25 protein-coding genes are annotated in these 25,504 nt (G+C 68.7%); 21 read left to right on the plus strand and 4 right to left on the minus strand.

All coding sequences use genetic code 11. The features are described 5' to 3' along the window. The first annotated feature begins 2 nt into the window (after nucleotides 1–2). Genes AB0M48_RS13630 through AB0M48_RS13640 form a run of 3 tightly spaced genes read left to right on the plus strand, consistent with a single transcriptional unit; the run spans nucleotide 3 to nucleotide 5,061 of the window. Nucleotides 3–944 (plus strand): hypothetical protein, encoded by a 942-nt coding sequence (locus tag AB0M48_RS13630; RefSeq protein ID WP_363840410.1) that lies wholly within the window; start codon nucleotides 3–5, stop codon nucleotides 942–944. Beyond that, nucleotides 941–1,861 (plus strand): MazG family protein, encoded by a 921-nt coding sequence (locus AB0M48_RS13635; protein ID WP_363840413.1) that lies wholly within the window; start codon nucleotides 941–943, stop codon nucleotides 1,859–1,861. The genes AB0M48_RS13630 and AB0M48_RS13635 overlap by 4 nt, the downstream gene beginning before the upstream one ends. 29 nt (nucleotides 1,862–1,890) lie before the next feature. Next, nucleotides 1,891–5,061: a S41 family peptidase gene (locus AB0M48_RS13640; RefSeq protein WP_363840416.1), complete on the plus strand. Its 3,171-nt coding sequence runs from the start codon at nucleotides 1,891–1,893 to the stop codon at nucleotides 5,059–5,061. A 928-nt stretch (nucleotides 5,062–5,989) separates the two neighbouring features. Here AB0M48_RS13640 and AB0M48_RS13645 read toward each other — a convergent pair. From AB0M48_RS13645 to AB0M48_RS13655, 3 genes are all read right to left on the minus strand, one after another. Continuing rightward, entirely contained in the window at nucleotides 5,990–6,808 is an 819-nt protein-coding gene (locus AB0M48_RS13645; protein WP_363840420.1) for a lytic murein transglycosylase, read from the minus strand. Between the two features lie 298 nt (nucleotides 6,809–7,106). Then, nucleotides 7,107–7,478, minus strand: a complete 372-nt coding sequence (locus tag AB0M48_RS13650) for a tetratricopeptide repeat protein (protein WP_319989523.1) — start codon at nucleotides 7,476–7,478, stop codon at nucleotides 7,107–7,109. 154 nt (nucleotides 7,479–7,632) lie between these two features. After that, entirely contained in the window at nucleotides 7,633–8,787 is a 1,155-nt protein-coding gene (locus tag AB0M48_RS13655) for a MalY/PatB family protein (RefSeq protein WP_363840424.1), read from the minus strand. Between the two features lie 35 nt (nucleotides 8,788–8,822). Here AB0M48_RS13655 and AB0M48_RS13660 point away from each other — a divergent pair, with 35 nt between their 5' ends. The 3 genes from AB0M48_RS13660 (at nucleotide 8,823) to AB0M48_RS13670 (ending at nucleotide 11,657) form a co-directional block, all read left to right on the plus strand. Next, nucleotides 8,823–9,287 carry an Lrp/AsnC family transcriptional regulator gene (locus AB0M48_RS13660; RefSeq protein WP_363840427.1) on the plus strand — a complete coding sequence of 155 codons (465 nt, stop codon included), beginning with the start codon at nucleotides 8,823–8,825 and terminating at the stop codon, nucleotides 9,285–9,287. A 61-nt stretch (nucleotides 9,288–9,348) separates the two neighbouring features. Further along, a complete protein-coding gene (locus tag AB0M48_RS13665) occupies nucleotides 9,349–10,866 on the plus strand; it encodes a BTAD domain-containing putative transcriptional regulator (protein ID WP_363840430.1) in 1,518 nt (505 codons plus the stop codon). Nucleotides 10,867–10,916: 50 nt separating this feature from the next. Beyond that, nucleotides 10,917–11,657, plus strand: a complete 741-nt coding sequence (locus AB0M48_RS13670) for an SDR family oxidoreductase (RefSeq protein WP_363840433.1) — start codon at nucleotides 10,917–10,919, stop codon at nucleotides 11,655–11,657. Here the strand turns inward: AB0M48_RS13670 and AB0M48_RS13675 are convergent. Continuing rightward, nucleotides 11,642–12,343 (minus strand): alpha/beta hydrolase, encoded by a 702-nt coding sequence (locus AB0M48_RS13675; protein ID WP_363840436.1) that lies wholly within the window; start codon nucleotides 12,341–12,343, stop codon nucleotides 11,642–11,644. The two genes, AB0M48_RS13670 and AB0M48_RS13675, sit on opposite strands and share 16 nt — an antisense overlap. A 15-nt stretch (nucleotides 12,344–12,358) precedes the next feature. Between AB0M48_RS13675 and AB0M48_RS13680 the strand changes: the two genes are divergently transcribed. From AB0M48_RS13680 to AB0M48_RS13750, 15 genes are all read left to right on the plus strand, one after another. Continuing rightward, nucleotides 12,359–13,582 carry a cytochrome P450 gene (locus AB0M48_RS13680; protein ID WP_363840439.1) on the plus strand — a complete coding sequence of 408 codons (1,224 nt, stop codon included), beginning with the start codon at nucleotides 12,359–12,361 and terminating at the stop codon, nucleotides 13,580–13,582. Between the two features lie 23 nt (nucleotides 13,583–13,605). Next, a complete protein-coding gene (locus AB0M48_RS13685; RefSeq protein WP_363840442.1) occupies nucleotides 13,606–14,289 on the plus strand; it encodes a hypothetical protein in 684 nt (227 codons plus the stop codon). Nucleotides 14,290–14,418: 129 nt separating this feature from the next. Continuing rightward, nucleotides 14,419–15,705 (plus strand): phosphopyruvate hydratase, encoded by a 1,287-nt coding sequence (eno, locus tag AB0M48_RS13690; RefSeq protein WP_030482071.1) that lies wholly within the window; start codon nucleotides 14,419–14,421, stop codon nucleotides 15,703–15,705. Nucleotides 15,706–15,718: 13 nt separating this feature from the next. Next, nucleotides 15,719–16,213, plus strand: coding sequence for a septum formation initiator family protein (locus AB0M48_RS13695; protein ID WP_319989515.1), 495 nt, complete (start codon nucleotides 15,719–15,721; stop codon nucleotides 16,211–16,213). Then, complete coding sequence (locus AB0M48_RS13700) at nucleotides 16,195–16,692, plus strand: DUF501 domain-containing protein (RefSeq protein ID WP_030482069.1); 498 nt, start codon at nucleotides 16,195–16,197, stop codon at nucleotides 16,690–16,692. The genes AB0M48_RS13695 and AB0M48_RS13700 overlap by 19 nt, the downstream gene beginning before the upstream one ends. A gap of 152 nt (nucleotides 16,693–16,844) precedes the next feature. Continuing rightward, nucleotides 16,845–18,137 carry a lytic transglycosylase domain-containing protein gene (locus tag AB0M48_RS13705; protein ID WP_363841306.1) on the plus strand — a complete coding sequence of 431 codons (1,293 nt, stop codon included), beginning with the start codon at nucleotides 16,845–16,847 and terminating at the stop codon, nucleotides 18,135–18,137. Nucleotides 18,138–18,239: 102 nt separating this feature from the next. Continuing rightward, nucleotides 18,240–19,070, plus strand: a complete 831-nt coding sequence (locus AB0M48_RS13710) for a helix-turn-helix transcriptional regulator (protein ID WP_363840447.1) — start codon at nucleotides 18,240–18,242, stop codon at nucleotides 19,068–19,070. Between the two features lie 13 nt (nucleotides 19,071–19,083). Continuing rightward, nucleotides 19,084–19,248 (plus strand): DUF397 domain-containing protein, encoded by a 165-nt coding sequence (locus tag AB0M48_RS13715; RefSeq protein ID WP_363840450.1) that lies wholly within the window; start codon nucleotides 19,084–19,086, stop codon nucleotides 19,246–19,248. A 93-nt stretch (nucleotides 19,249–19,341) separates the two neighbouring features. Beyond that, nucleotides 19,342–19,962 (plus strand): dihydrofolate reductase family protein, encoded by a 621-nt coding sequence (locus tag AB0M48_RS13720; protein ID WP_363840453.1) that lies wholly within the window; start codon nucleotides 19,342–19,344, stop codon nucleotides 19,960–19,962. 23 nt (nucleotides 19,963–19,985) lie between these two features. After that, nucleotides 19,986–20,309, plus strand: a complete 324-nt coding sequence (locus AB0M48_RS13725) for a YciI family protein (RefSeq protein ID WP_363840456.1) — start codon at nucleotides 19,986–19,988, stop codon at nucleotides 20,307–20,309. Beyond that, nucleotides 20,306–21,529, plus strand: coding sequence for a DUF6596 domain-containing protein (locus AB0M48_RS13730; protein WP_363840459.1), 1,224 nt, complete (start codon nucleotides 20,306–20,308; stop codon nucleotides 21,527–21,529). The genes AB0M48_RS13725 and AB0M48_RS13730 overlap by 4 nt, the downstream gene beginning before the upstream one ends. A gap of 40 nt (nucleotides 21,530–21,569) precedes the next feature. Further along, on the plus strand, nucleotides 21,570–22,130 hold the full coding sequence (locus AB0M48_RS13735; RefSeq protein WP_363840462.1) for a GNAT family N-acetyltransferase: 561 nt from the start codon (nucleotides 21,570–21,572) through the stop codon (nucleotides 22,128–22,130). Further along, the gene (locus AB0M48_RS13740) at nucleotides 22,117–22,668 is read left to right on the plus strand and encodes a GNAT family N-acetyltransferase (protein ID WP_363840465.1); all 552 of its coding nucleotides are present in this window, start codon (nucleotides 22,117–22,119) and stop codon (nucleotides 22,666–22,668) included. Before AB0M48_RS13735 ends, AB0M48_RS13740 begins: the two co-directional genes overlap by 14 nt. Nucleotides 22,669–22,677: 9 nt before the next feature. After that, entirely contained in the window at nucleotides 22,678–23,619 is a 942-nt protein-coding gene (locus AB0M48_RS13745; RefSeq protein WP_363840468.1) for a Ppx/GppA phosphatase family protein, read from the plus strand. 226 nt (nucleotides 23,620–23,845) lie between these two features. Continuing rightward, a complete protein-coding gene (locus AB0M48_RS13750) occupies nucleotides 23,846–25,426 on the plus strand; it encodes an ABC transporter substrate-binding protein (RefSeq protein WP_363840472.1) in 1,581 nt (526 codons plus the stop codon). Nucleotides 25,427–25,504: the final 78 nt, after the last annotated feature.

A 25,504-nucleotide genomic window follows, 5' to 3' on the forward strand; every position in this document is an offset into this window, starting at 1 on the left:
TCGTGAGCACTGTTCTGAAGCGTTTCTCGCTGGTCGGTGTGGCTGTGGCGCTCCTCGCCACCGGATGCGCGACCGGGCCCGCGAAGGCCAGTTCGGCGGCGATCGTCGGCGACCAGGCGATCGGCCTGCAGACCGTCCAGGACCGCACCGTGAAGGTGCTCAAGAAGGAGCCCGCGGCCCAGCAGATGCAGGACCAGGGCAAGCTCGACCAGGTCTCGAAGCTGGTGCTGGCCGACGAGATCAGCCACCGGCTCGCGGCCACCGCGGCGCAGCGCGAGAACATCACGGTCGACGAGACCAAGGTGTACGACGCGATCAAGGAGAAGGGTGGCGCCGAGGCCGCCGCCAAGCAGAGCGAGCAGGACGAGACCACGATCTACCGCCGTCAGCGCGACGTGCTGGTGATGGGTGAGCTCGCCCGCCGCAACCTCTCCACGCTCGAGATCGTGATCGACTTCTTCCAGGTCCAGGACCCCAAGGTTGCCAAGGAGAAGGCCGCGGAGGTCACGGCCGACCCGTCGAAGATGTCGAGGTTCATCCAGGAGGCCCCGCGCACCACCGGCGGCCAGCAGGCGTCCGCGACGAACCAGCGGGTCCGCGTCACCGAGAACCCGTCGCTGGTCCACACGATGCTGTGGGGTGTGAAGCCCGGCACCGTCGTCGCCTTCCCGGCCGACGAGCAGCAGTCCAGCTGGATGGTCGCGCTGGTCAAGGAGCGCAACAAGGTCTCGCCGACGCCGGGCGAAGAAGACCTGATCGAGCGCATCGACCCGCAGCTGCTCGCCGCGTTCGGCCTGCGGATCGCGCAGTTCCTGACCGCGGACCTGAACATCGAGGTCAACCCGCGCTACGGCGTGTGGGACCCGACCAACGCGCAGGTCGTCGGCAACGCCGGTGAGAGGGCCGGTTTCGTCGGCGTGCCGGCGGTCAAGAACAAGTCTTGATCACCGTCGTCGTTCTGAGCGAGCGGCTGGGCGCCGTGCTGCCCGCCGCCGCCCTGCCCGCGTTGCGCAAGGCCGAGGCCGTCTACGCGGGCGAGGGCGTGCCCGTGGAGTTCTGGTCGGAGCTGGGTGTCGACGGGCCCGCGCCCGCCGTCGTCGAGGCCGGCGCGGTGGTGATCACCACCTCGGCCGACGCGTACCCGGACGCTCACGTGATCGCGACGCCGGAGCCGCTGGGTGCGGGGCTGCTCGACGCGGCCGCGGTCATGCACCGGCTGCGCTCGCCCGGCGGATGTCCGTGGGACGCCGAGCAGACGCACGACTCGTTGCGCCAGTACCTCGTCGAGGAGACCTTCGAGCTGCTGGAGGCGATCGAGGACGGCGACCGCGCGGCTATGCGCGAGGAGCTCGGCGACGTGCTCCTGCAGGTGCTGTTCCACGCGCGTGTCGCGGCCGAGGCCACCGAGGACCCGTTCGACATCGACGCCGTCGCGTCCGAGCTGGTCGCGAAGCTCGTCGGCCGGCACCCGCACGTGTTCGAGGGCAACGACCCGGCCGTGCACGACGCGACCTCGCAGCAGCACCGCTGGGAGGAGCTCAAGCAGGCCGAGAAGCAGCGCGAGTCCAGTGTGGACGGTGTCGCGCTGGGTCAGCCGGCCGTCGCGCTGGCCGCGAAGCTGGTGCAGCGCACCAAACGCGCGGGCTTCCCCGTCGACCTGCTGCCGGAGGGCGACGACACGGGCACGACGTTGTTCGCCGTGACCGCGCTGGCGAAGCTCGCGGGCGAGGACCCGGAGACGGAACTGCGCCAGGTCTGCCGCCGATTCGCCGCGAACGTGCGCGAGGCGGAGGCCAAGGCACGGGCCGAAGGTCTTGATTCTCTTGCGGCTGAGGACTGGCGGCGTTTTTTGCCCTCCTGAAACGGTGAGCGTGGGCTAACGTCGATCTCGTGACTTACCTGCGGTATCCGCACCTTCGCGGTGACTTGGTGACCTTCGTGGCCGAGGACGACGTGTGGCTCGCGCCCGTCGACGGAGGAAGGGCCTGGCGCGCGTCCGCTGATCAGGTTCCGGCCCGTACACCTCGTTTTTCGCCCGACGGCACACATCTGGCGTGGGCCAGCGTGATCGACGGCGCTCCGGAAGTGCGCGTGGCGCCTGTGGACGGTGGCCCGGCACGCCGGTTGACGCACTGGGGCGTGGCCCGGACGGCCGTGTCCGGGTGGACACCGGACGGGCGAGTGCTGGCGGTGTCGACCACCGGTCAGATGTCGCGCAACCGCAAGCGGGCGCACGCCGTTCCGCTGGACGGCGGACCGTCCGAGGTGCTGCCGTACGGCTGGGTCAACGACGTGTCCTTCGGCCCGGACGGCCAGGTCGTCACGTCGTCCAGCTACATGCAGGAACCGTCGATGTGGAAGCGGTACCGCGGCGGCACGGCGGGCAAGCTGTGGGTCGACGCCGACGGCTCCGGTGACTTCACCCGGATCCTGTCCGAGCTCAAGTCGACGCTGTCGAACCCGATGTGGGTCGACGGGCGGATCGTGTTCCTCTCCGACCACGAGGGCGTCGGCAGCGTGTACTCGGTGCTGCCGGACGGCACCGATCTGCGCCGCCACTCGGAGGGCGAGTTCTACGCGCGCAACGCCTCCACCGACGGTTCGCGGGTGATCTTCCACCAGGCCGGCGAGCTGTGGCTGCTCGACGGCCTGGAGGACCTGCGCAAGCTCGACATCAAGCTCGGCGGCCCGCGCACCGGCCTGCAACCGCGCCACGTCAAGGCTTCCGGCAACGTCGAGTCGTTCAGCGTCGACCACACCGGCCGCGCGTCGGCCGTCGAGGTCCGCGGCTCCGTGCACTGGGTGACGCATCGCGACGGCCCGGTCCGGGTGCTGGCCGACCGTTCCGACGTCCGGGCACGGCTGCCGAAGGTGCTCGGCGAGACCGGTCACGTCGTGTGGGTGACCGACGTCGAGGGCGAGGAGGCGCTGGAGATCGCGCCCGTCGGCGGCGTCGAGCCGGGCAACACCGCTCGTCGCATCGCTTCTGGTGCGTTGGGGCGCGTCATGTCGTTGGCTGCCGCGCCTGACGGTGCACGGGTCGCCGTTGCCACGCACGACGGCCGCTTGTTGTTGGTGGACATCAGTTCCGGTGAGGTGCGCGAGGTCGTCCGCGGGGCGAACGCGCACGTCACGCATCTCGCGTTCTCGCCGGACTCCGCCTGGCTGGCCTGGTCGCACCCCGGCCCGACCCCGTTGCGGCACATCAAGATGGTGAACGCGGCGGATCTGTCCGTTGTGGACGTGACGCCGCTGCGGTTCGCCGACTTCGCGCCGACGTTCACCGAGGACGGCAAGTACCTGGCGTTCCTGTCGATCCGGACGTTCGACCCGGTCTACGACGCGCACGTGTTCGACCTGTCGTTCCCGACCGGCTGCCGCCCGCACCTCGTGCCGCTGGCCGCCACCACGCCGTCGCCGTTCGCCCCGATGCACGGCGGGCGCCCGGTCGGTGACGAGGACAAGGACTCGGAGGACGACGACGACAAGGCCCCGGTGACGAAGGTCGACCTCGAAGGCCTCGCCGACCGCGTCGTGCCGGTGCCCGTCGCGGCCGCCGACTACGTGTCGTTGAAGGCGGCTCGCGGTGGTCTGCTGTGGCTGCGCCGGCCGTTGCTCGGGGTGCTGGGCGACAACCTGGCGTCACCCGAGGCGCGCCCGCCGCGGACCGTGCTGGAGCGCTACGACTTCGGCAAGCGGAAGACCGAGTGCCTGGCGGACAGCGCGGAAGCGTTTGCGGTGTCCGGCGACGGCAAGCGGATGCTCGTCGAGGACCGCGGTGACCTGCGGGTCGTGCCGACGGACAGCAAGGCCGACGAGGACTCGGCCGACTACGTGGAGATCGACCTCGCCCGCGTGCGGGTCGTCGTCGACCCCGCGCTGGAGTGGGCACAGATGTACGCCGAGAACGGGCGTCTCATGCGCGACCACTTCTGGCGCACCGACATGGGCGGCGTCGACTGGCAGGGCGAACTCGACCGCTACCGGCCGCTGGTGGCCGAGGTGGGCAGCCACGACGACCTGGTCGACCTGCTGTGGGAGGTGCAGGGCGAACTGGGCACCTCGCACGCCTACGTCTGGGGCTCGGCACCGCACGTGCCCGCGTCCCGTCGTCAGGGCCTGCTGGGCGCCGACCTGGTCCGCTCCGGTTCGGACTGGATCGTCGAGCGCGTGATTCCCGGCGAGACGTCCGACCCGCACGCCCGTTCGCCGCTGTGCGCGCCTGGCGTGGCCGTGCGCGCGGGCGATGCCCTTGTGGCCGTCGACGGTCGTCCGGTCGGTCTGGCCGGCCCCGGTCCGTTGCTGGTCGGGACCGCGGGGAAGCCCGTCGAGCTGACCGTGCGGCCCGGTGGTGGTGGCGAGCTGCGTCGGGTCGTGGTGGTGCCTCTGGCCGATGAGGAGCCCCTGCGGTACCACGACTGGGTCGCCAACCGCCGTGCGTTCACGCACGAGAAGTCCGGCGGCCGTGTGGGCTACCTGCACGTGCCCGACATGATGGGCGCCGGCTGGGCGCAGCTGCACCGCGACCTGCGCGTCGAGCTGACTCGCGAGGCACTGGTCCTGGACGTCCGCGAGAACGGCGGCGGCCACACCTCGCAGCTGGTGATCGAGAAGCTCGGCCGCAAGGTCATCGGCTGGTCGGTCGCCCGCGGGTACACGGCGTCCGAGTCCTACCCGCAGGACGCGCCGCGCGGCCCTGTCGTGGCGGTGGCCGACGAGTACGCCGGTTCCGACGGCGACATCGTCAACGTGGCCATCAAGGAGCTCGGGATCGGCCCCGTCGTGGGAATGCGCACGTGGGGCGGCGTCATCGGCATCGACATGATGTACTCGCTGGTCGACGGCACGATGGTTACCCAGCCGAGGTACGCGTCGTACTTCAAGGGCCACGGGTGGGCCGTCGAGAACTACGGCGTCGACCCCGACATCGAGGTCGTCATGACGCCTGCCGACCGCGTGTCCGGCCGCGACCCGCAGCTGGAGAAAGCCGTGTCGCTGGCCCTGGAAACACTTTCATCTTCGCCAGCCGCTCACGCTCCGGAGTTGCCGCCGCTGGCATGAACACCCCATCGTGTGACTAAAGAACTGTGACGGACTGTTCCATGTGGACGATTGACCAAGTGGAACAGTTCTCACCGTTCGGGGGTGTGCTGGAGATGAGTCATCGTGAAGAGCCGCGCAGTGGCCGTGGATGCTTCGGGGCCGTGGTCGTCGTGCCGTTCCTGGCGCTGGGCGGCATGTTCGCGTTGATCGCGCTGACGGGATCGCCTTCGGAGGCGCCGCTGGCCGCGCCTCCGCCTTCCCGGCCTACTTCTCAGTGGTGGACTGAGCCTTTCGAGACTGGGGCTGCGTTGTCCACGGTTACTGAGACCGTGGTGGTGCAGGGGGCGGCTCGGGAGGTTCGGACTGCTCGTACGGCCACGCAGACTCGGGTGGTCGGGACTACCGTCACGGAGACTGTTCGGGTTTCTGCCAAGCCTGGGGCTGTTGGGCGGAATGAGCCTGGGGGGCCTGGGGAGCCTGGCGCGGAAGAGCCTGTGTTGCCTTCTGGTTCGGCTTCTTCGCCTGTGGTTACGAGTTCTGCTGTTGTGTCCAGTGTGGAGCCTGCTCCTCCCGCTGAGTCGACTGTCGAGGCTCCGCCTGCGTCTGCGCCTCGGGCTGAGGATCCGGTTCCGCCTGTTGTCACGCCGCCGGTTTCCTCGCCGGCTGAGCCTCCTGTTGAGCGGTCGTTGCCTGGCTCTGAGCGGGGCGAGGTTCTGGTTTCGGTTTCGTTGGTTTCTCCTGTTTTGAGTTCGTAGGTGGTTGGGCTGCGGGCGTTCGGTTGCGTTGCTTTGAGAGTGGCGGTGGTGGGGTGGTCACGAGCCGAGCCGAGAGCGGGCCATACAGCAGGAGCTATGGCGCGACTCGTGACGGGACCACCCCCACCCTGACCGCATGGTAAGGACGGCTCGCCTTCGGCATCGCATGCGATCGGCCGTCACTGGGTGCGCTATTGCGGGATGCTTGCCCGTGCGTAGGCGTCGGCGCCGCTGAACACGTTTTGGCCGTACTCCACCGAGTTGTTGTACGCGAGTACGGCCGCCCACCAGCCCTGGCCGGTGCCCAGGTCTCGCGCTCCGCCGCCGCAGAGGTAGCGGGCCGCTGTCAGGGCGGCGTCGTCGATGTTCTGCGGGTCTGCCGGTAGGCCGTCGCCTGCCGCTCGTTTCGCCCAGCGGTTCCAGGTGCCCGGGATGAACTGCATCGGGCCCACCGCGCGATCCCAGGTGGTGTCGCCGTCCAGGCGGCCGCCGTCGGTGTCCCTGATTGCTTTCACGCCTGGGCCGCCGTCCAGGGGGATGCCGATGATCGGGCGGGACGGCAGGCCGTTTTCCTGCAGGCGGGCGCCGTTGATGTTGCCGTGGTGCGACTCGATCCGGCCGATGCCCGCGAGCGTTGCCCAGCTGATGCGGCAGGCCGGGGCCTCTTGTTGCATCGTCAGGTCCGCTTGTGCGTAGGCGTGCAGGGCTCGGGGTGGGATGTCGGTCTTCGACGCCACTCGCGTTGCCCATTCGGCCAGCGGGTTGGCGGTTGCCGTGGTGCCTGGGGAGGCGGCGCTGCCCGGGGCCGCTGCGCCCGGTTCTACCTGCTGTAGCGGGACCGGGAACGGGGGTGGGCTCAAGGGGGCCGCGTCCCTGCGGTTCAGGGCGCCCAGGCCCCAGGCGCCTGCTGCGACCACGACTATCAGCAGCAGCACCAGGACGATGCGGCCGAAGATGTTGCCGGAGCGGTTGCGGCGGGCGGGTTCCTGGACTGCGGGCGGCGGGACCACGGAACCCAGGCTACGTGCTTCGCGCCAGTGGCGACCGGGTTAAGCGTGATGGAACCCGATGATGGTGCCTGGAAGGTCGAGTGAGCTTTATGGTGAACAAGACTGCCTGATTCGTCGAGGTAGGCAGAAGATATGCGCCCGGATCGGTTCAGCAGTTGATTTCGTCATCGGAATGAATCTGACTGTGGAGGGCGGGTGTTGTGCACAAAGGATCAGACGATGGAGTACGTGCGGCACAACCGATTCGGGCACTTCGCGGTGCCGTCGGGACGGAGTAGGCGGGATTCCGTTCCGGTGATCAGTTTCCCAGGGCGAGCCGGGCTTTGACCTCTCCGAGCGCTTCCTGGTACTCCGGTGACGGGTTCATCGCGACCGCCATCCGGAGCTGGGCGAGCGCCTCGGGGAGGCGGTTCTGCCGTTGCAGCGTCCTGCCGAGCGCGAAACGCGCGTAGTGATCGCTCGGATCGAGGTCGAGGACCTTGCGGAACGCCTCTTCGGCCCTGTTGAGCTGCGCGGACCCGAGGTAGGCGCGGCCGGCCAGCAGCTGCACGGACGGCGCCTCGCCGGCCTCGTCCAGCACCTGCTTCAGTTCACGCAGCGCGTCGAGAGGCCTGCGCTGTGCCATCAACGCCTCGGCCTTCCGAAATGCTTCGAAGGTGCCGTCCGTCATTCGATCAACGTTACCTACCGTCTGCCGGTTCTTCGACTGCCGTCCGGGCGACAGAACTCGAATGAGTGGCCGTGCCGCGCCGAACCCGGGCACAGACGCCGACGAGCAGCAGGTCGGCGGCCTGCACAGGTCCAATTCGGACACGGAACACCCACTACCAGCCGGACGGTCGCGGAGCGGGCTTTTCGTGCCATGCCTCGGTCATCCGGTGGACGGCCTCGGTGATGATCTCCGGCGAGGTCGCCAGGTTCATCCGGACGAAACCGGCGCCGCCGGTGCCGAACGGGATCCCGGAGTTCAGCGCGACCCTGCCCCGCTTGAGGAACGTCCTGGCCGGGTCGTCACCGAGTTCGCGGCAGTCCAGCCAGGCGAGGTAGGTGCCCTGGCCGGGGGAGTAGCGGACGGCGGGGAGGTGCTCGGCGAGCAGGCCGGTGAGCAGTTCCCGGTTCTCCCGCAGGCCCTCCAGCAGGGCGTCCAGCCAGTCGACGCTCTCGGCGTACGCGGCGGTGTGGGCGAGGATCCCGACGTGGCTCGGGCCGTGGCCCACCTCTTCGGGCAGCCTCTTCAGGTCGTCGGCGGAGTCGGGCCCGGCGATGGCGAGCGCGGCCTTGAGGCCGGCGAGGTTCCACGCCTTCGACGCGGACATCAACGACAGCCCGTCGTCCGCGACGCTGAGGTACGGCACGAAGCCCGCGGTCGTGAGGGGTGCGTGGATCTCGTCCGCCACCACGCGGATGCCGTGCACTCGGGACAGCCGCGCGACCTCTTCCAGTTCGGCGGCGGTGTGCACGGTGCCGGTCGGGTTCTGCGGGTTGCACAGCAGGTACACCGCGCCCCGGCCCGCCCGCACGAACGCCGCTTCGAGCGCGGCGAAGTCGATCCGCGCGTCCGCGCCCAGCGGCGCCTCGACCGCCTGGCGTCCCAGCGACTCGACGAACTGGTAGAAGGGCGGGTAGACCGGGCAGTTGACGACGACGGGCGCGTCCCGGTGCGAGACCAGCCGGAACATCTCGACCACGCCCAGCATCACGTCCGGCACGATCGCCGTGCGTTCGACGGCGGGCTCCCAGCCCCAACGCCGCTTCGCGAACCCGGCCAGCGCCTCGGCGTAGGCGGTTCCGTTGGGATAGCCGGTGTCGCCCCGCCGCACGGCGTCGATGATCGCCTCGGCGACGGGTTCGGCGAGCGGGACGTCCATCTCGGCCACCCACACGGGCAGCACGTCCTCGGGGTAGTACCGCCATTTCATGCTGGTGCGGCGCCTCAGTTGGTCCAGGGTCAGCTGACGTAACGGATTCGCGCTGCTCATGGGGCAAAAGCTAGGGGAACCCACGGGCAAGGTGTTTGCGTTCTTTGCTCATGGACGCCGTGGACCGCAAGATTCTTGCTGAACTGCAGCGCGACGGACGGATCACCGTCACCGACCTGGCACAGCGCGTGCAACTCAGCATCTCGCGCTGCCAGCGCCGCCTGCGCGAGCTGGAACGCGACGGCGTCATCCGCGGCTACCGGGCGGTGGTGGACGCGGCGGCGCTCGGGTTCGGTTTCGAGGCCCTCGTCTTCGCCAAGGTGCGCCTGGACGCCATGGCCGAGTTCGACCGCGCCCTGGTCGACGTGCCGAACGTCGTGGAGGCGCAACGGTTGTTCGGCAGCCCCGACTACCTGCTGCGCGTGGTCACCGCGGATCTCGCGTCGTACCAGCGGCTGTACGAGGAGACGCTCGCGAAGCTGCCCGGAGTGCGCGGGCTGACCTCGACGATCGTGATGAAGCAGGTGATCGAGCCGCGCCCGTTGCCGACCAGTTCGTGAGACGGGAAGCGAGGAATGCCCGCGGGCGTTGTCACGTTGCATGAGCCTGCGCTTCTCACTGATGGGTCCGGTACGAGCCTGGCGCGACGACGAGGAGATCGATCTGGGCCCGCGGCAACAACGGGCGGTCCTGGCGGCTCTGCTGCTGAACAACGGCATCCGGCTGAGCAACGACCAGCTGATCGGCATGGTCTGGGACGACCCGACGCCGAGCGCGGTCATGGCGCTGCGGACGTACATGTACAAGATCCGCAAGCTGCTGCCCGAACTGGACCTCAAGTCCAAGGACGGTGGCTACACGCTGCGGGCCGAGATCTTCGACGACTGCCGTGACGAGCCGCTCGAGGGCCTGACCAGCACCTACTTCGAGGCTCAGCGGGTCAGGATCGGCAACGAGCGGTTGCAGTGCCGCGAAGCCCTGCTCGAACGCGAGATGGACGTCCTCGAGCTGCAGAAGCACGTCGCCGCCTTCCCGCTCCGGGAACGGACGCGCGCTCTGCTCATGCAGGCCCTCTACCGCGACGGCAGGCAGGCCGACGCGTTGGAGCAGTTCCATCAGGCCCGCGCCCTCCTGAACGAGCAGCTCGGCCTCGAACCGGGGCCCGAGCTGCGCGAGGTGCACGCGCAGATCCTCCGGGGCGAGCTGAACCTGACGCGCCGGCCCGAGCAGCTGCCGCCCGGCCTGCCCGACTTCACCGGCCGCACGGACGAGATCGCGCTGGCGCTGCGGACCCTCCCGCGCACCGTCGGCATCACCGGCATGCACGGCAGCGGCAAGACCGCGCTGGCCACCCACGTCGCGCATCTCGCCAAGCACGGCTACCCCGACGGGCAGATCTTCGTCCGGGGCAAGGACGTCGCCAACGAGTTGCTGCGCGCGGTCGGCGTCGAGAACCCCCACGGCGACAAAGCCGCGCTGTGGCGGGAGAAGGCGCGCGGCAGGCGGTTCCTGATCGTCGTCGACGACGTCCACGACCCCGCCCAGATCGCGGAGCTCCACACGCCCGGCTCTGCCATGATCCTGACGAGCGTGCGCAGGTGGAACGAGCTGCCCAGCGTGACCTGGGTGAAGGTCGCCGGACTGACCGAGGCCGATGCGAACCAGCTCTTCCGCAAGGTCCTCGACCCCGCCAGGGTCGACGCCGAGGCGGACGTCACGAACGAGGTGCTGTCGCGCATCTCCTACCTGCCGAACCCCATCCGCGTGCTGGGCGGCAAGCTCACCGGCCGCCCGAACTGGACCGTGGGGATGCTGCTGTCCCAGATGAAGCGCGAGACGCGGCTCGGCGACGCCATCCCGTCGGACTGCATGGCCGTGCTGGCGCCGATGATCAAGGCGGAGCAGCAGCTCACCGAGCAGGAACGCCACCTGCTGCGGTGCTTCGCCGGCCGCGACGCGGACGTGATCGACGTGTGCGAGGCGGCGGAGATGTCCGGCGCCGACCCCGGCGCGATCGAGTACGCGCTGGAGTCGCTCGCCGACGTGCACCTGATCGAACCGCTGGTGCTCGGCCGGTACCGGTTGCCGCGGTTCGTGCGGATGTACTTCGGGTGGCGGACACCAGTGCTGACCAGCTGATTCATCCGGAATTTATGGTCTGACGATCCGGCGTCGGCAAGTTGGAAGACATGTCAACCAAGGAACTCGCAGGCAAGAAGGCACTCGTCACCGGCGCCACCTCCGGCATCGGCCGCTCCATCGCGGTCAAGCTCGCGGAGGCGGGGGCCACCGTCTACCTCACCGGTCGCCGCGCGGAGCTCGGCAAGGAGACCGTCGCGCTGATCGAGCAGGCCGGCGGCACCGGGCACTTCATCGTCTCGGACGTCGCCAGCGTCGACGACGTCCGCAAGCTCGCCGAGGAGGTCGGCGAGGTCGACGTGCTCGTGAACAACGCCGGCATCTTCCCGTTCTCGCCGACGCCCGAGCAGTCCGTCGACGGCTTCCAGCAGGTGTTCGACGTCAACGTCCGCGGCACCTACTTCCTCACCGCCGCCCTCGCCCCGGCGATGGTCGCCAAGGGCAAGGGCTCGATCGTCAACGTCTCGTCGATCGCCGCCGTGGTCGGTACGCCGGTCGGCTCCGTCTACAACGCCTCCAAGGCCGCGATGGACGCGCTGACCCGCTCGTGGGCCGTCGAGTTCGGCCCCGCCGGCGTCCGCGTGAACTCCGTGGCGCCCGGCCCGGTCGCCACCGACAAGGCCCTGGCGGAAGCCGGTGAGGTGTTCGACGCGATCGCGAAGGACCTCCCCCTCCAGCGCGTCGGCCAGCCCGACGAGATCGCCGAGGCCGTGCTGTTCCTGGCCTCCGAGAAGGCCAGCTTCATCACGGGCTCGGTGATCACGGCCGACGGCGGCTACGTCGCGGGCTGAGCCAGCACGGCCTGCAGGGACGAGGGCGACTCGACGTGCACGTTGTGGCCCGCGCCGGGGAACATCACCGGCTCGGGCACCAGCTCCCGCAGGTGCTCCTGGGGGCTCATCGGGTCGTTCTCACCCGCCGCCAGCACGACGTGGGCCTGCGCGGCCATGATCAGTCCGGCCATGTCCGGCCGGCCCACGCCGAAGGCCCTCATGTCCAGCGAAGGTGTCCATCCGCCGTCCACTTCGGACACGCCGTGCGCCAGTCGCACGCCCGCCATCTTCGACGCCCGCTCGACCGCCTCCTCCTCGGTGCCGAAGACCTTCCCGGGCTTGGCGGCGAGCGCGGCCGCCTTCTGCAGCTCCTCGTCGGTCCACCGCACCTTGATCCCGACGCCGACGCACGTGGTCACCTCGACCCCGAACCACCCGCTCGCCAGCGCCAGCCCGACCACGCCGCCCAGCGAGTGCCCGATGACCGTCACCGGCTCACGCGGGATCTCCTCCGCCACGGCGGCCGCGAACGAGCCGAACGAGTACCGGTCGATCCGCGCGCTCCGCCCGTGACCAGGAAGATCGGGCACCAGCCAGCTGCCGGGCCAGTCCTGCACGACGTCGTGCCACACCTCGCCGGTAGCGCCCAGCCCGTGCAGCAGCACCAGCAACGGCCCGTTCCCACCACGTTCGACATGAAGCACGTCAGAATCCGTTCTATGCCCAGGACCGATGCCGACCTCATCGTCGACCCGGACACGTATACCTCGGGAGTCCCGCACGACGCACTAAGCCGGCTGCGTGAGAAGGACGTGGTGCGCATCGACGACTTCTGGGCGATCTTCCGCCACGAGGACGTCCGAACGGTGCTGAAGACACCTTCCGTCTTCTCCTCGCACCGCGGCGCCACCCAGATCCGCGACCCGCGGCCGGACGACCTGAAGTACGTCCAGCGCATGATGCTCAACCAGGACCCTCCTGAGCACTCGCGGTTGCGCCGCATGCTGACCAGGGCTTTCACGCCCCGCGCCGTCGCCCGGCTGGAAGACCGCATCCGCGCGAACGCCCGCGAGATCGTCGCCGGCCTGTCCGGTGACTTCGCGGCCGACGTCGCAGACCTCCCGCTGCTGACCCTGGCCGACGTCTTCGGCGTTCCGCGCCAGGACAGAGCGCTGCTCTACGACTGGAGCAACCGCGTGATCGGCTTCCAGGACCCCGACTACGCCCTGTCGTCCAGCTCCACCGCCGGCATGACCGACATGGCCCTCGCCGCGCTGGAGCTCCGCCCCGACGACGGCCGCGATCCACGCGCCCGCGACGGCATGCCCGACCTCTACGCCTACGCGCACGCGCTGGGGGCGTACAAGCGCGATCACCCCTCCGAAGACGTCCTGAGCAATCTCATGCGGGAGGACATCTCGCTGGAGGAGTTCGAGAACCTCTTCTGGCTGTTCTCCGTGGCAGGCAACGAAACCCTCCGCAACGGCATCCCCGGCGGCATGATCGCCCTCCTTGAACACCCGGACCAGTACGAGCGCCTGCGCGCCGACCGTTCGCTGCTTCCCGTTGCGGTGGAAGAGATGTTGCGCTGGTGGACGCCCGTCATGCACTTCCGCCGCACGTGCGTGCAGGACACTTCGTTGTCAGGACAGGAGATCAGGGCGGGGGACAAGGTCGTCGTGTGGTTCTCCTCCGCCAACCGGGACGAGCGCGTGTTCACCGAGCCGCACCGGTTCGACGTGGGACGGCGGGAGGCCGACCACCTGAGCTTCGGGCACGGACCGCACTTCTGCCTGGGTGCGCAGCTGGCGCGGACGCAGATGCGGGCCGTGTTCGACGCGGTGCTGGACCTGCCGGGGGTGCTGGAGCTCGACGGGGAGGTCAGCCGGTTGCGGTCGAACTTCCAGAACGGCGTGAAGCACCTGCCGGTTCGTCTAGCCTGAGCGTTCCTGGGGGAACGAGACCGATGAGATTTCTGATTGCCGTGTGCGCGATCGCGCTGACGGCCTGCACGCCCACCGCGACCGACCCGGTGCTCACGGTGCCCTTCTCGCCGCCGGTTTCGACGCCGGAACTGGTGAAGACGATCGACGTGAAGGTGAAAGCGGCCCTGGTGCCGCCGGAGACCTTCGACGACATCGGTGGCCGGTTCGAGTCGGACAAGCCGAAGTTCACCGCCGAGCCCGTCGCCACCGACGGCGATCTCAGCCGGGTGTGTCAGGGGGTGAAGGTCGACTCCGGTGTCACCACCTCGCGCGTCCGGACGTGGTCGGGGCCCGTGATCATCAATCAGATCGTGTCGGGGCTGGTGGGTGTCGATGCGCAGCACGTCCTGGGCGCGGTGCGGGACAAGGCTCGATCCTGCCGGACGTGGGTCGACGGGATCGGCAAGCCGGAGCGAGAGGTCAAGGCCGACGTCGAACTGCCCGAGCTCGAGGGCGTCGAAGGCTCGTACGCGTTCTGCTCCAGCTTCACCGAGATCTCGCCCCCCGTGTGGGGTTGTGAGGCCTTCCTCGTGCGCGGGGACCTCGTCGTCGGGCTCCGGGTCGCGTCCGGCGACGAGCCGACGGCGAGGCAGCACCTGCCTGAGGTGGCGCGGCGCGCGGCGAGGACTGGCCGAGGTCGGCTGAGCGCTATAGGCAGCACGTAGAGCGTCTGGCACGATTCAGTAGACAGGCGTGGCGGGCCCACTGTGATCTGACGGTGTCGAGCCCCGGCCGGTCACCTGGCCCAAGTAGGCTCGTCGCGAGACGAGACGCAGGAGAAACAGGGAGCGCAAGTGGCGGTCATCGAACAGGTCGGAGCACGCGAGATCCTGGACTCGCGCGGCAACCCCACCGTCGAGGTCGAGGTGGCGCTGGACGACGGCACGCTGGAGCGTGCGGCTGTTCCGTCGGGTGCTTCGACCGGTGAGCACGAGGCGGTGGAGCTGCGGGACGGCGACGCCAAGCGGTACCTGGGCAAGGGCGTCGAGCGCGCGGTCACCGCGGTGCTCGACGAGATCGGTCCCGAGCTGGTCGGCATCGAGGCCGTCGAGCAGCGCATCGTGGACCAGAAGCTCGTGGACCTGGACGGCACGCCGGACAAGGGGCGTCTCGGCGCCAACGCGATCCTCGGCGTGAGCCTCGCGGTCGCGAAGGCGGCGGCGACGAGCTCCGGCCTGGAGCTGTTCCGCTACATCGGCGGGCCGAACGCGCACGTGCTGCCGGTGCCGATGCTGAACATCCTTAACGGTGGCTCGCACGCCGACACCGAGGTGGACATCCAGGAGTTCATGATCGCGCCGATCGGCGCGGAGACGTTCCGCGAGGGTCTGCGCTGGGGCACCGAGGTCTACCACGCGCTGAAGTCCGTGCTGAAGAGCAAGGGTCTCGCGACGGGTCTGGGTGACGAGGGTGGCTTCGCGCCGTCCCTCGGCAGCAACCGCGACGCGCTCGACCTGATCCTCGAGGCCATCGAGAAGGCCGGTTACCGGGCGGGCCGCGACATCGCGCTCGCGCTCGACGTGGCCGCCACGGAGTTCTTCTCCGACGGTGCCTACACGTTCGAGAAGAACAAGCGGTCCGCCGAGCAGATGATCGGCTACTACTCCGAGCTGGTCCGCGACTACCCGATGGTGTCCATCGAGGACCCGCTGTCCGAGGACGACTGGGACGGCTGGGTCCAGATGACCGCCGAGTTGGGCGAGAAGGTCCAGATCGTCGGCGACGACCTGTTCGTCACGAACCCGGAGCGCCTGGAGGAGGGCATCTCCCGCCGCGCCGCGAACGCGCTGCTGGTGAAGGTCAACCAGATCGGCACGCTGTCCGAGACGCTCGACGCGGTCTCGCTGGCCACGTCGTACGGCTACAAGTCGATGATGTCGCACCGCTCGGGCGAGACCGAGGACACGACCATCGCCGACCTCGCCGTCGCGACCGGCGCCGGCCAGATCAAGACCGGTGCCCCGGCCCGTGGTGAGCGCACCGCGAAGTACAACCAGCTCCTGCGCATCGAGGAGAGCCTCGGCGACGCGGCGCGTTACGCGGGCGAGCTCGCGTTCCCGCGCTACACGCCGGAGAGCTGAGAGGCTGTAAGGCATGGCCGAGCGCGCGCGTCGTCCCCGCCGCCCCCGCGAAGAGCGGGAGGCGAGGCCCGCACGCGCGCGCAAGCCACCCCGTCCCAAGGCGCCGTCGCGGCGCAGTGAGGGCACGGGTGGCGCGTTCGGGATGACCGGTACGCGACGGGCCGCGATGTTCGCGATGGTGCTGTGCGCACTGGCGCTGAGCATCGCGGTCCCGTTGCGGACCTACCTCTCGCAGCGCGACGAGTTGCGTGACGTGGGCGCCGAGCAGCAGAAGTTGCGCGAGACGGTCGCCGCGCTGGAGAAGCGCAAGTCGGAGCTGCAGGACCCGGCGTACGTGGAGATCGAGGCGCGCAAGCGGCTGCACTGGGTGCGGCCCGGCGAGACGCCCTACATCGTGCAACTGCCGGGTGACGAGAGTCGCAACACGGAGACGGAGAGGCCGTCGGGCAAGCAGGCGGCAGAAGGGTCCTGGTACGAGGAACTGTGGGAATCGGTGACGCACAAGTAAGTGCTGCTGACCTGGAAACGGTCGCTCAGCAGCTCGGCCGCACGCCGCGCGGGACACGTGCGATCGCCTCGCGGTGCCCCAGCGGGCACCCGAACGTCGTGCAGACGGCGCCGCGGCTGCCCGACGGGACGCCGTTCCCGACGCTGTACTACCTGACCTGCCCCAAGCTGAACTCCCTGGTCAGCACGCTCGAAGGCGGCGGGCTGATGAAGGAGCAGCAGGAGCGCCTGGCCACGGACGCGGAACTCGCGGCCGCCTACCAGCGCGCGCACGAGTCGTACCTCGCGGAGCGCGACGCCATCGAGTCGCTGGGCACCCAGGTCACCGCGGGCGGCATGCCGGTCCGCGTCAAGTGCCTGCACGTGCACGTCGCGCACGCCCTCGCGAAGGGGCCCGGGGTCAACCCCATGGGCGACGAGGCGCTGGCGATCTTGGGCGAGCAGGGCCTGTGGCCCGCAGGTGAATGTTCGGCCAGTTAACGGTCAACGGAACCGAACACACGCTTCACTCCGTCTTGGGTACACCTAGGCTTCGTTGTGGGGCAGGGTGGAACAGGTCACCGACTGGGGCATTCGCCGTAATGGCAGGACGGCGAGCCGCGATGACACACGAGAGGTGAGTATTCGTGGCAATGGCCAAACTGCGTGGTCCGTCGGCGTTGAGTCCTAGGCAAAAGGGCTTCGCCGTCGCCGCGCTGGCTGCGATGCTCGCCCCCGCGATGATCGTCGGCACCAAGCTCGTCGACTGGGTCAACCTCGCGAAGCACGATGACATCGCTGTCTCGTTAGGCCCCGCCGACGTCTTCGGCGCCCTGCACCGCGACCCGTCCGAGCTGGGCGCCACCGGCCGCCTGCCGCTGTCCGAGGAACTGAGCGCCGCGCTGCTCGCCGACATCGAGGACGGCGAACTCGACGACGGCGAGTTCGACGACGACGGCAGCCTGCTCGACGACGTCCCCGGCGTCCATGACATCCCGGGCGTGATGGTGGAGGCCTACCTCCGCGCCGAGGACAAGATGGCCGAACTCGTTCCGGGCTGCAACCTCGACTGGGCGTTGCTCGCGGGCATCGGCAAGGTCGAGTCGAACCACGCCAGCAACGGCCGCGTGAACGCCGTCGGCGACGCCACCCCCAAGATCCTCGGCCCGGTCCTCAACGGCGCCCCTGGCATGGCCGCGATCCGCGACACCGACGGCGGCCGCCTGGACGGCGACACGACCTGGGACCGAGCGGTCGGCCCGATGCAGTTCATCCCAGCGACGTGGGCGAGCTTCGGCGGCGACCTGAACGACGACGGCAACGTCAACCCGAACAACATCTACGACGCCGCCCTGGGCGCCGGCCGCTACCTCTGCTCGGGTGGCGGCGACCTGACCAAGCAGGCAGACCGGGCGAAGGCCGTCTTCCGCTACAACAACTCCCAGGCGTACGTGGCGAAGGTCCTGCAGTGGGCCAAGAACTACAGCGAGAACGTCGACACGCTGCCCCTGCTGCCGGACAACGGCAACAACCAGCAGAACCCGCAGCCGGGCAACCCGAACACCGGTAACCCGCCGAACAACGGCAACGGGAACACCGGCAACCCGACCACGGACCCGACGACGACCACCACCAGCACGACCACCACGACGACGCCTCCGGCGAACTGCCCGACCACGACGACGGGCACCACCTCGTCCACCACGTCGACGACCACGACGACGACGCCGCCGTCCTCGTGCACGACGACGACCACGACGCCGCCGACGACCACCACCACGACCACGACGACCACGACCACGACGACCACGGTGACCAACCCGCCGCAGACGGAGCCGTCGACTCCGCCGCAGCAGTCGTCGTCCTCGACCGGCAGCGGCAGCAGCAGCGCCAGCAGCCCGGCCGCCCCCACGTCGCAGAGCTTGGTCACGAGTACGGCGAGCTAGCCCGGCGTGTCGGGTTGGAACGATTCCAACTCGTACTTCGTTCGGGGCGATTCGGGCAGAAACGTTGGAGTGAAGGGGAGTTCGTCTCCTAGCTTCGTCCGCATGCCGAAGCGCAACTCGAGCGTGGTGGGCCGGGAGTTCGGTCAGGGCGTCCGCGACGCCATCGAACAGAGCGGCATGACCCAACGCAGACTCGCCGAACTGCTGGACTGGCAGGAAGCCAAGATGTCCGACGCGGTGAACGGCAAGGGCGGCATCACCGAGGTCGAGCTGATCCGGCTGCTCTCCTACTGCCGCGTCCCCTACACGGAGGTCGACCGCCTGGTCACGCTCTACCGGGAGTCGCGCGAGAAGGGCTGGTTGCTGTTCCCCGAGGACGGCGTACCGGACCAGGTGCACTCGCTCATCACTCAGGAACGCCTCTCCAGCAAGATCACCGTGTGGTCGATGAACCTCGTGCCCGGCCACCTCCAGATCGCGAGTTACATCCGAGCGGCGAGCGAGAAGTCGGCCAAGATCAAGCCTGCCGACATCGATGCGCTGATCCGGGCGAAGCTCGATCGGCAGTCGATCCTGAGGCCGGGCCGGGAATTCGTCTACTACGTCCACGAGCAAGCGCTTCGGCTGCCTGTCGGCGGTCAGGAGGTGATGCGGGCACAGCTCACGCACATCCACGTGATGCTGGTGCGGCAGTACATCACCTTCCGGATCGTGCCGATCGCCATCGGCGCGCACGCGGGCATGTCCGGCTCGTTCACCCAGCTCAACTTCGACAGGTTCGAGCCTGTCGTCTTCATCGAGAGCCAGAACTCAGGACTCTTCCTCGAGGACAAGGAATCGCTGGACAGCTACTCCGACGTGTTGAAGCGGTTGGATCAGGAGGCCTTGGGTGCGGAAGAATCAAGGAGGTTGATCACAACCTTGCTTGTCTGAGGAGGCGTGCCGAATGTCCGAGTGGCGTAAGAGCAGCTACAGCCCCGAGGCGAGCGACTGCGTGGAGATCGGGCACGGCATCGGCATCCGCGACAGCAAGGCCCCGGCCACCCGCCTCCCCGTGTCGAGGCAGGCGTGGTTGGCGTTCCTCAACCTCGTCAAAAAGACCTTCGAATAAGTCCGGCGGGTTGTCCGATCGGGTCGCCGGCGTTCGTAGCAGGGGTGAGGGTCGCTCACGAGGGGCGGCGCCAAGGCACGAGGAGCCCCGATCATGAAGCTGACGACCGTGACCCACGTGACCATCGACGGCGTGATGCAGGGAAACGGCGGCGCGTCGGAGGAAGACCGCAGGAACGGTTTCGAGCGCGGCGGGTGGACGTTGGGCAGGGGTGACGCCGACACCGTGGCGTTCATCAACGAGGTCTACCGGCGCGCCGACGCGTTCCTGTTCGGGCGGCGGACCTACGAGCTGTTCCTCGAATCGTGGGGTTCGTGGTCGGAGCGGGACGTTCCTGGCTGGGAGCCCGTCCACCAGGCGCTGAACTCGCGACCCAAGTACGTGGCGTCGACGACGTTGACCGATCCGGCTTGGCCGGGCACCAGCGTTCTGCCCGGCGACCTCGCCGCCGCCGTCGCGGAGCTGAAGGCCAAGCCCGGTGGCGAACTGCAGGTGCACGGCAGCGGCACCCTGGTGCGCCGGCTGCTGGAGCACGGGCTGGTCGACGAGATGATCCTGACCGTCGTTCCCGTGGTGCTCGGCCAGGGCGAGCGGTTGTTCCCGCGGAACGGCCCGGACCTGCTGCTCGAACTGGTCGAGTCGCGAGTGGACTCGAAGGGCGTGACGAACCAGGTCTTCCGAACGGCCGGGCGCCCGCAGTACCCGGGAAACTGACGCACGGGGAGATGAGCCACACGATGCAGTACCTGGTTTCCGTGATCTTCGACGGTCCCACCGAGGCCACTCCCGAGGAGCACGCGGCGATCGACGTGTTCAACGAACGGCTCCAGAGCGAGGGGCACTGGGTCTTCGCCGGCGGCCTCGCTTCTCCTGCCGCGGCCACCGTCATCGACAACCGCGGCGGCGAATCGATGATCACCGACGGACCCTTCCTGGAGTCGAAGGAGTACCTCGGCGGCTTCTGGATCATCGAGGCGGCCGATCTCGACGTGGCGCTCGCTCTCGCCGCGGAGGGGTCGAGGAGCTGCAACCGCAAGGTCGAGGTGCGGCCGTTCCGGTGAGCAGCGTCGACGAGGTCGTCACCCGTGTCCACCGCGAGGAGTGGGCACGGGTCGTCGCTGCCCTGACCAGGCGGTTCGGTGATCTCGACATCGCTGAGGAGGCGGCCGCCGAGGCGTTCGCGACCGCCGTCGAGCGGTGGCCTGCCGACGGCGTGCCGCCCAGCCCCGGCGCCTGGCTGACCACCACCGCCACCCGCAAGGCCATCGACCGGATCCGGCGCGAGAACAAGCGCGACTACAAGCACGAGGAGGCTCGGATGGTGTTCGACGACGACCCGCCAGAGCTTCTCGGCGCCATCGACGACGACCGGCTGCGGCTGATCTTCACCTGCTGCCACCCCGCGCTGGCGGTGGAAGCCCGCGTGGCCCTGACGCTCCGCATGGTCGGCGGCCTGACCGTGCCCGAGATCGCCCGCGGCTTCCTGGTGGCGGAAAGTGCCCTGGGCCGGCGCATCACCCGCGCGAAGGCCAAGATCAAGGCGGCCCGCATCCCGTACCGGGTACCGGCCGCGGCCGATCTCCCGGCGCGCGTCTCCGGCGTGCTCGCCGTCCTCTACCTCGTGTTCAACGAGGGCTACCTGGCGACCGGCCCCGACACGGACCCCATCCGATCGGACCTGACCGCCGAGGCGATCCGGCTGACCCGCCTGATCCGCACACTCCTGCCGGACGACGGTGAGGTGGCCGGCCTGCTGGCGCTGATGCTCCTGACCGAGGCCCGCCGTCCCGCACGGGTCGCGGCCGGTGAGCTCGTCGCGCTGGCCCACCAGGACCGGGGAGCCTGGGACACGGCACTGATCGCCGAAGGCCACCGGCTCGTGCGCGAACGCCTCGCCGCAGGGGAGGCCCCTGGCCGCTACCAGATCCTCGCCGCGATCAACGCCGTGCACACCTCGGCCCGCCACATGCACGACACCGACTGGTCCCAGGTCCTCGCCCTCTACGACCAGCTGGTCCACGTCGACCCGTCCCCGGTCGTCCTGCTCAACCGGGCCATCGCGCTCGCGGAGCTGGACGGACCGGACGTGGCACTGGCAGCCGTGAACCGCCTGGAGGACGCGCTGGCCGGCTACCACGCGTTCCACGTCACCCGCGCCGACCTGCTGCGCCGGCTCGGCCGCGGCCAGGAGTCGCGCGACGCCTACGACAGGGCCATCGCACTGGCGGGCAACACCGCGGAGATCGCCTACCTGACCCGCCGCCGCGACCAGCAGCCGTAAATCGGGTGGCACGGCGCGCGTTCCTTGGCAGGGTGCGCGTGTGCGTCTCGACTACCCGATCATGACCAGCCGGCTGCTCCTGCGCCCCTTCCAGCCGAGCGACCTCGACGACTTCTACGCCTACCGCTCGCGCCCGGACGTCTTCCGCTACCTCTACGGCGAGTCCGTCAGCCGCGAGGAGTGCGCGGAACTGCTCGACAAGCTCGTGCAGGACAACGAGCTCACCTCCGAGGGACAACGCCTCGCGCTGGCCGTGCACCTGCCGGAAGCGGGCAGGGTCATCGGCAGCGCCGTCCTCAAGTGGCGCAGCGAGTCCGACCGGCAGGGCGAGATCGGCTACAGCCTCAACCCCGAGTTCCACGGCCACGGCTACGCGACCGAGGGCGCGCGCAAGATGCTCGAACTCGGCTTCAACGGCCTCGGCCTGCACCGCATCGTCGCCGAGTGCGACCCGCGCAACGTTCCGTCGTGGCGGCTGATGGAACGGCTGGGCATGAGACGCGAAGCCCACTTCCGGGAGCTGGAGATCTTCAAGGGCGAGTGGGGCGACCTGTTCGTCTACGCACTCCTGGAAGAGGAGTACGCGCGTGCTCAGGCCTGACTACCCGATCACGACTGCCCGCCTGCTGCTGCGCCCCTTCCAGCCGGGCGATCTCGACGACGTCGTCGCCTACCGAGGCCTTCCCGAGGTCAACCGCTACCTCTTCAGCGAGCCGTACACCCGCGCGGAGGCCGAGGAGAACCTGGCGAAGTGGATCGCCCTGCGCGAGATCACCGAAGACGGCCAGTGGCTGACCACCGCTGTCACGCTCGACGGCCGCGTCATCGGCGAGGTCGACTTCAGCCTGCGGAGCGAGGAGCACCGGCAGGGCGAGATCGGCTACATCTTCCACCCGGCCTTCCGGGGCAGGGGCTACGCGCGCGAGGCCACCGAGGCGATGCTCAAGATCGGCTTCGAGGAGTTCGGCCTGCACCGGATCGTCGCCGAGTGCGATGTGCGCAACGAGCCGTCGTGGCGGTTGATGGAACGCCTGGGCATGCGCAGGGAGGCGCACCTGCGGCACCACACGATCTTCAAGGGCGAGTGGGCCGACTGCTTCGTGTACGCGATGCTTGCCGGGGAACACCGGAACCACTGAGGAGTGATCATGTCGCGCGTAGCGGCCATCGACTGCGGAACCAACTCGATCCGGCTGCTGATCGCCGACGTGACCAAGCGCGACGACGGCACGGCGTGGCTGCGGGACGTCCACCGCGAGATGAAGATCGTCCGGCTCGGGCAGGGCGTGGACGCGACCGGGCGGCTGCACCCCGACGCCATCGAACGCACCCGGCAGGCCCTCCTCGACTACGCGCGCACGATGCAACGCAAGGGCGTGGAGGTCGCACGGATGGTCGCCACGAGTGCGACGCGTGACGCGAGCAACCGCGACGAGTTCTTCGGCATGACCGAGCAGATCCTCGGCGCGCCCGCCGAGGTGATCACCGGGGACGAGGAGGCGAGGCTCTCCTACCTCGGCGCGGTGGCCGACCTCGACCCGGACGAGGGACCCTTCCTCGTCACCGATCTGGGTGGTGGCAGCACCGAGTTCGTCCTCGGGACGGGATCGGACGTGGAGGCCGCGAGGTCGATGGACATCGGCTGCGTGCGGCTGACGGAGCGGTTCATCAAGTCCGATCCGCCCACCGAGGACGAAATCGCACAGGCGGAAGCGTTTGCGCGTGCGGCGATCAAAGAAGCATTCGAAGTCGTTCCAGTGGAGAAGACGAAGACGTGGATCGGCGTCGCCGGCACCGTTACGACATTGTCAGCCCTGGTCCAGGGGCTGGAGGTGTACAACAGCGACGATATTCACCTCAGCCGCATCACACTTGACAATGTTCGTGAAATCACCGACCGTATCCTCTCCATGACGCATGATGAGCGTGCCTCGCTGGGACCCATGCACCCCGGTCGAGTGGATGTGATCTGCGGTGGAGCGGTGGTACTGCGTGCGATTGCCGACGAACTGGAGAATCGCGCGGGAATTCGCACGCTCGTGTGCAGCGAGCACGACATCCTCGACGGCATCGCGTTTTCGCTGGTCTAACGCCGAATTAAGGTGCGCTTGAGGTGATCGTGACGACTTTGTGACCGATTTCAGTGCGCGTACTGCTGGACGCCCCGGTTAACGTCCTCTCACGTTTTGGGAGGTGGACGAGACCTCCCGGGGAGGCGCGCGCACGCAATATCTGCGGAGCGGCGCCGGGGAAAGGCGGGAGAGACTGATGTCGCGATCACGGGTTGCGTGGGTGGTACTTCCCACCGCGCTCGCCATGACGCTCAGCGCATGCGGCGGCGGTGGCGGCGGTGGCACCAACGCCACCGATGGCAAGGACAACCCGGACGGCACGGTGTCCATCTACGGCACCGAGCCCAAGAGCACCTTGTTCCCGGCCAACACGACCGAGGCCGGCGGTGGCAAGGTCACCGACTCGCTGTTCTCGCGGCTGGTCGGTTACAAGACCGAAGACGGCGCGCCCTACAACTTGATGGCCGACTCGATCACGACCAGTGACGCGAAGGTCTACACGATCAAGCTGAAGCAGGGCTGGAAGTTCCACGACGGCACCGAGGTCAAGGCGAAGAACTTCGTCGACGCCTGGAACTGGGCCGCGTACGCGCCGAACGCGCAGCAGGCGGCATCGTTCTTCTCCCCGATCGCGGGCTTCGAGGACGTCCACCCGGCCGACGAGAACGCCAAGCCGGCCAAGGACAAGATGTCCGGTCTCGAGCTGGTGGGCGACTACGAGTTCAAGGTCACCCTCAACGGCCCGACCTCGGTCTTCACGACGATGATCGGCTACACGCCGTTCTCGCCGATGGCCGACTCGTTCTTCGCGGACCCGAAGGCCGCCGAGGCCAAGCCGATCGGCAACGGCCCGCTCAAGTTCGTCTCCCGCACGCCGAACGCGCTGATCAAGATGGAGCGCTTCGACGACTACAAGGGCGAGGACAAGGTCCACTTCAAGACCTTGGACTACAAGATCTACTCCTCCCAGGAGACCGCGTACCAGGACCTGGTCGCGGGCAAGCTGGACTTCATGGAGGCCCTGCCCCCGTCGGCCAAGGTCGGCGAGAAGTACAAGGCCGACCTCGGTGACGCCGTGGTGAACGCCAACCTGCTCGGCCAGAGCGCGATCGCGTTCCCGCAGTACATCCCGGAGTTCAAGAACGTCAAGCTGCGCCAGGCCGTCTCGATGGCCATCAACCGGGAGCAGATCACGAAGACCGTGCTGGCCGGCTCGTACGTGCCGTCCACCAGCTTCGTCTCGCCCGGCATCAAGGGCTACCGCCCCGACACCTGCGGCGAGTACTGCAAGTACAACCCGGAGAAGGCCAAGCAGCTGTTCCAGGAGTCGGGCTTCACCGGCAAGAAGCTGACCATCCAGTCCAACCAGGACGGTGGCCGCAAGGAGCCTCTCGAGGCGGCGTGCAACAGCATCAAGCAGGCGCTCGGCATTGACTGCGAGTTCGTCGGTGCCACCAACTTCGGTGCGTTCCGCCAGATCGTCGACGGCAAGCAGCTGACCGGCATGAGCCGTTCGGACTGGTCGGCCGACTACCCGTCGATCGAGAACTTCCTCAACCCGCTGTACCGCACCGGTGGTTCGTCGAACGACTCGAACTACTCGAACCCCGAGGTCGACGCCCTTCTGAAGAAGGCCGACGAGACGGCGAACGAGGACGAGGCGATCAAGATCTACCAGCAGGCGGAGGACCTGATCGCGAAGGACCTGCCCTCCATGCCGACCTGGAACGAGAAGGGCATCGGCGGCCGGTCCAAGAACCTGCTCGCCGCCAAGATGTCGTTCAAGCGTCAGGGCGCTCTGGAGTCGTTCCGCGTCAAGGCCTGATTGCCTAACACCTGAGTTCTGATCAACCGTCCGGCCCCGCGTCCCTCGAGCGTTACGGGCGCGGGGCCGGAGCGGTGT

This window comes from Lentzea sp. NPDC051208 (genome assembly GCF_040682435.1).
Classification (GTDB): Bacteria; Actinomycetota; Actinomycetes; order Mycobacteriales; family Pseudonocardiaceae; genus Lentzea; species Lentzea kristufekii.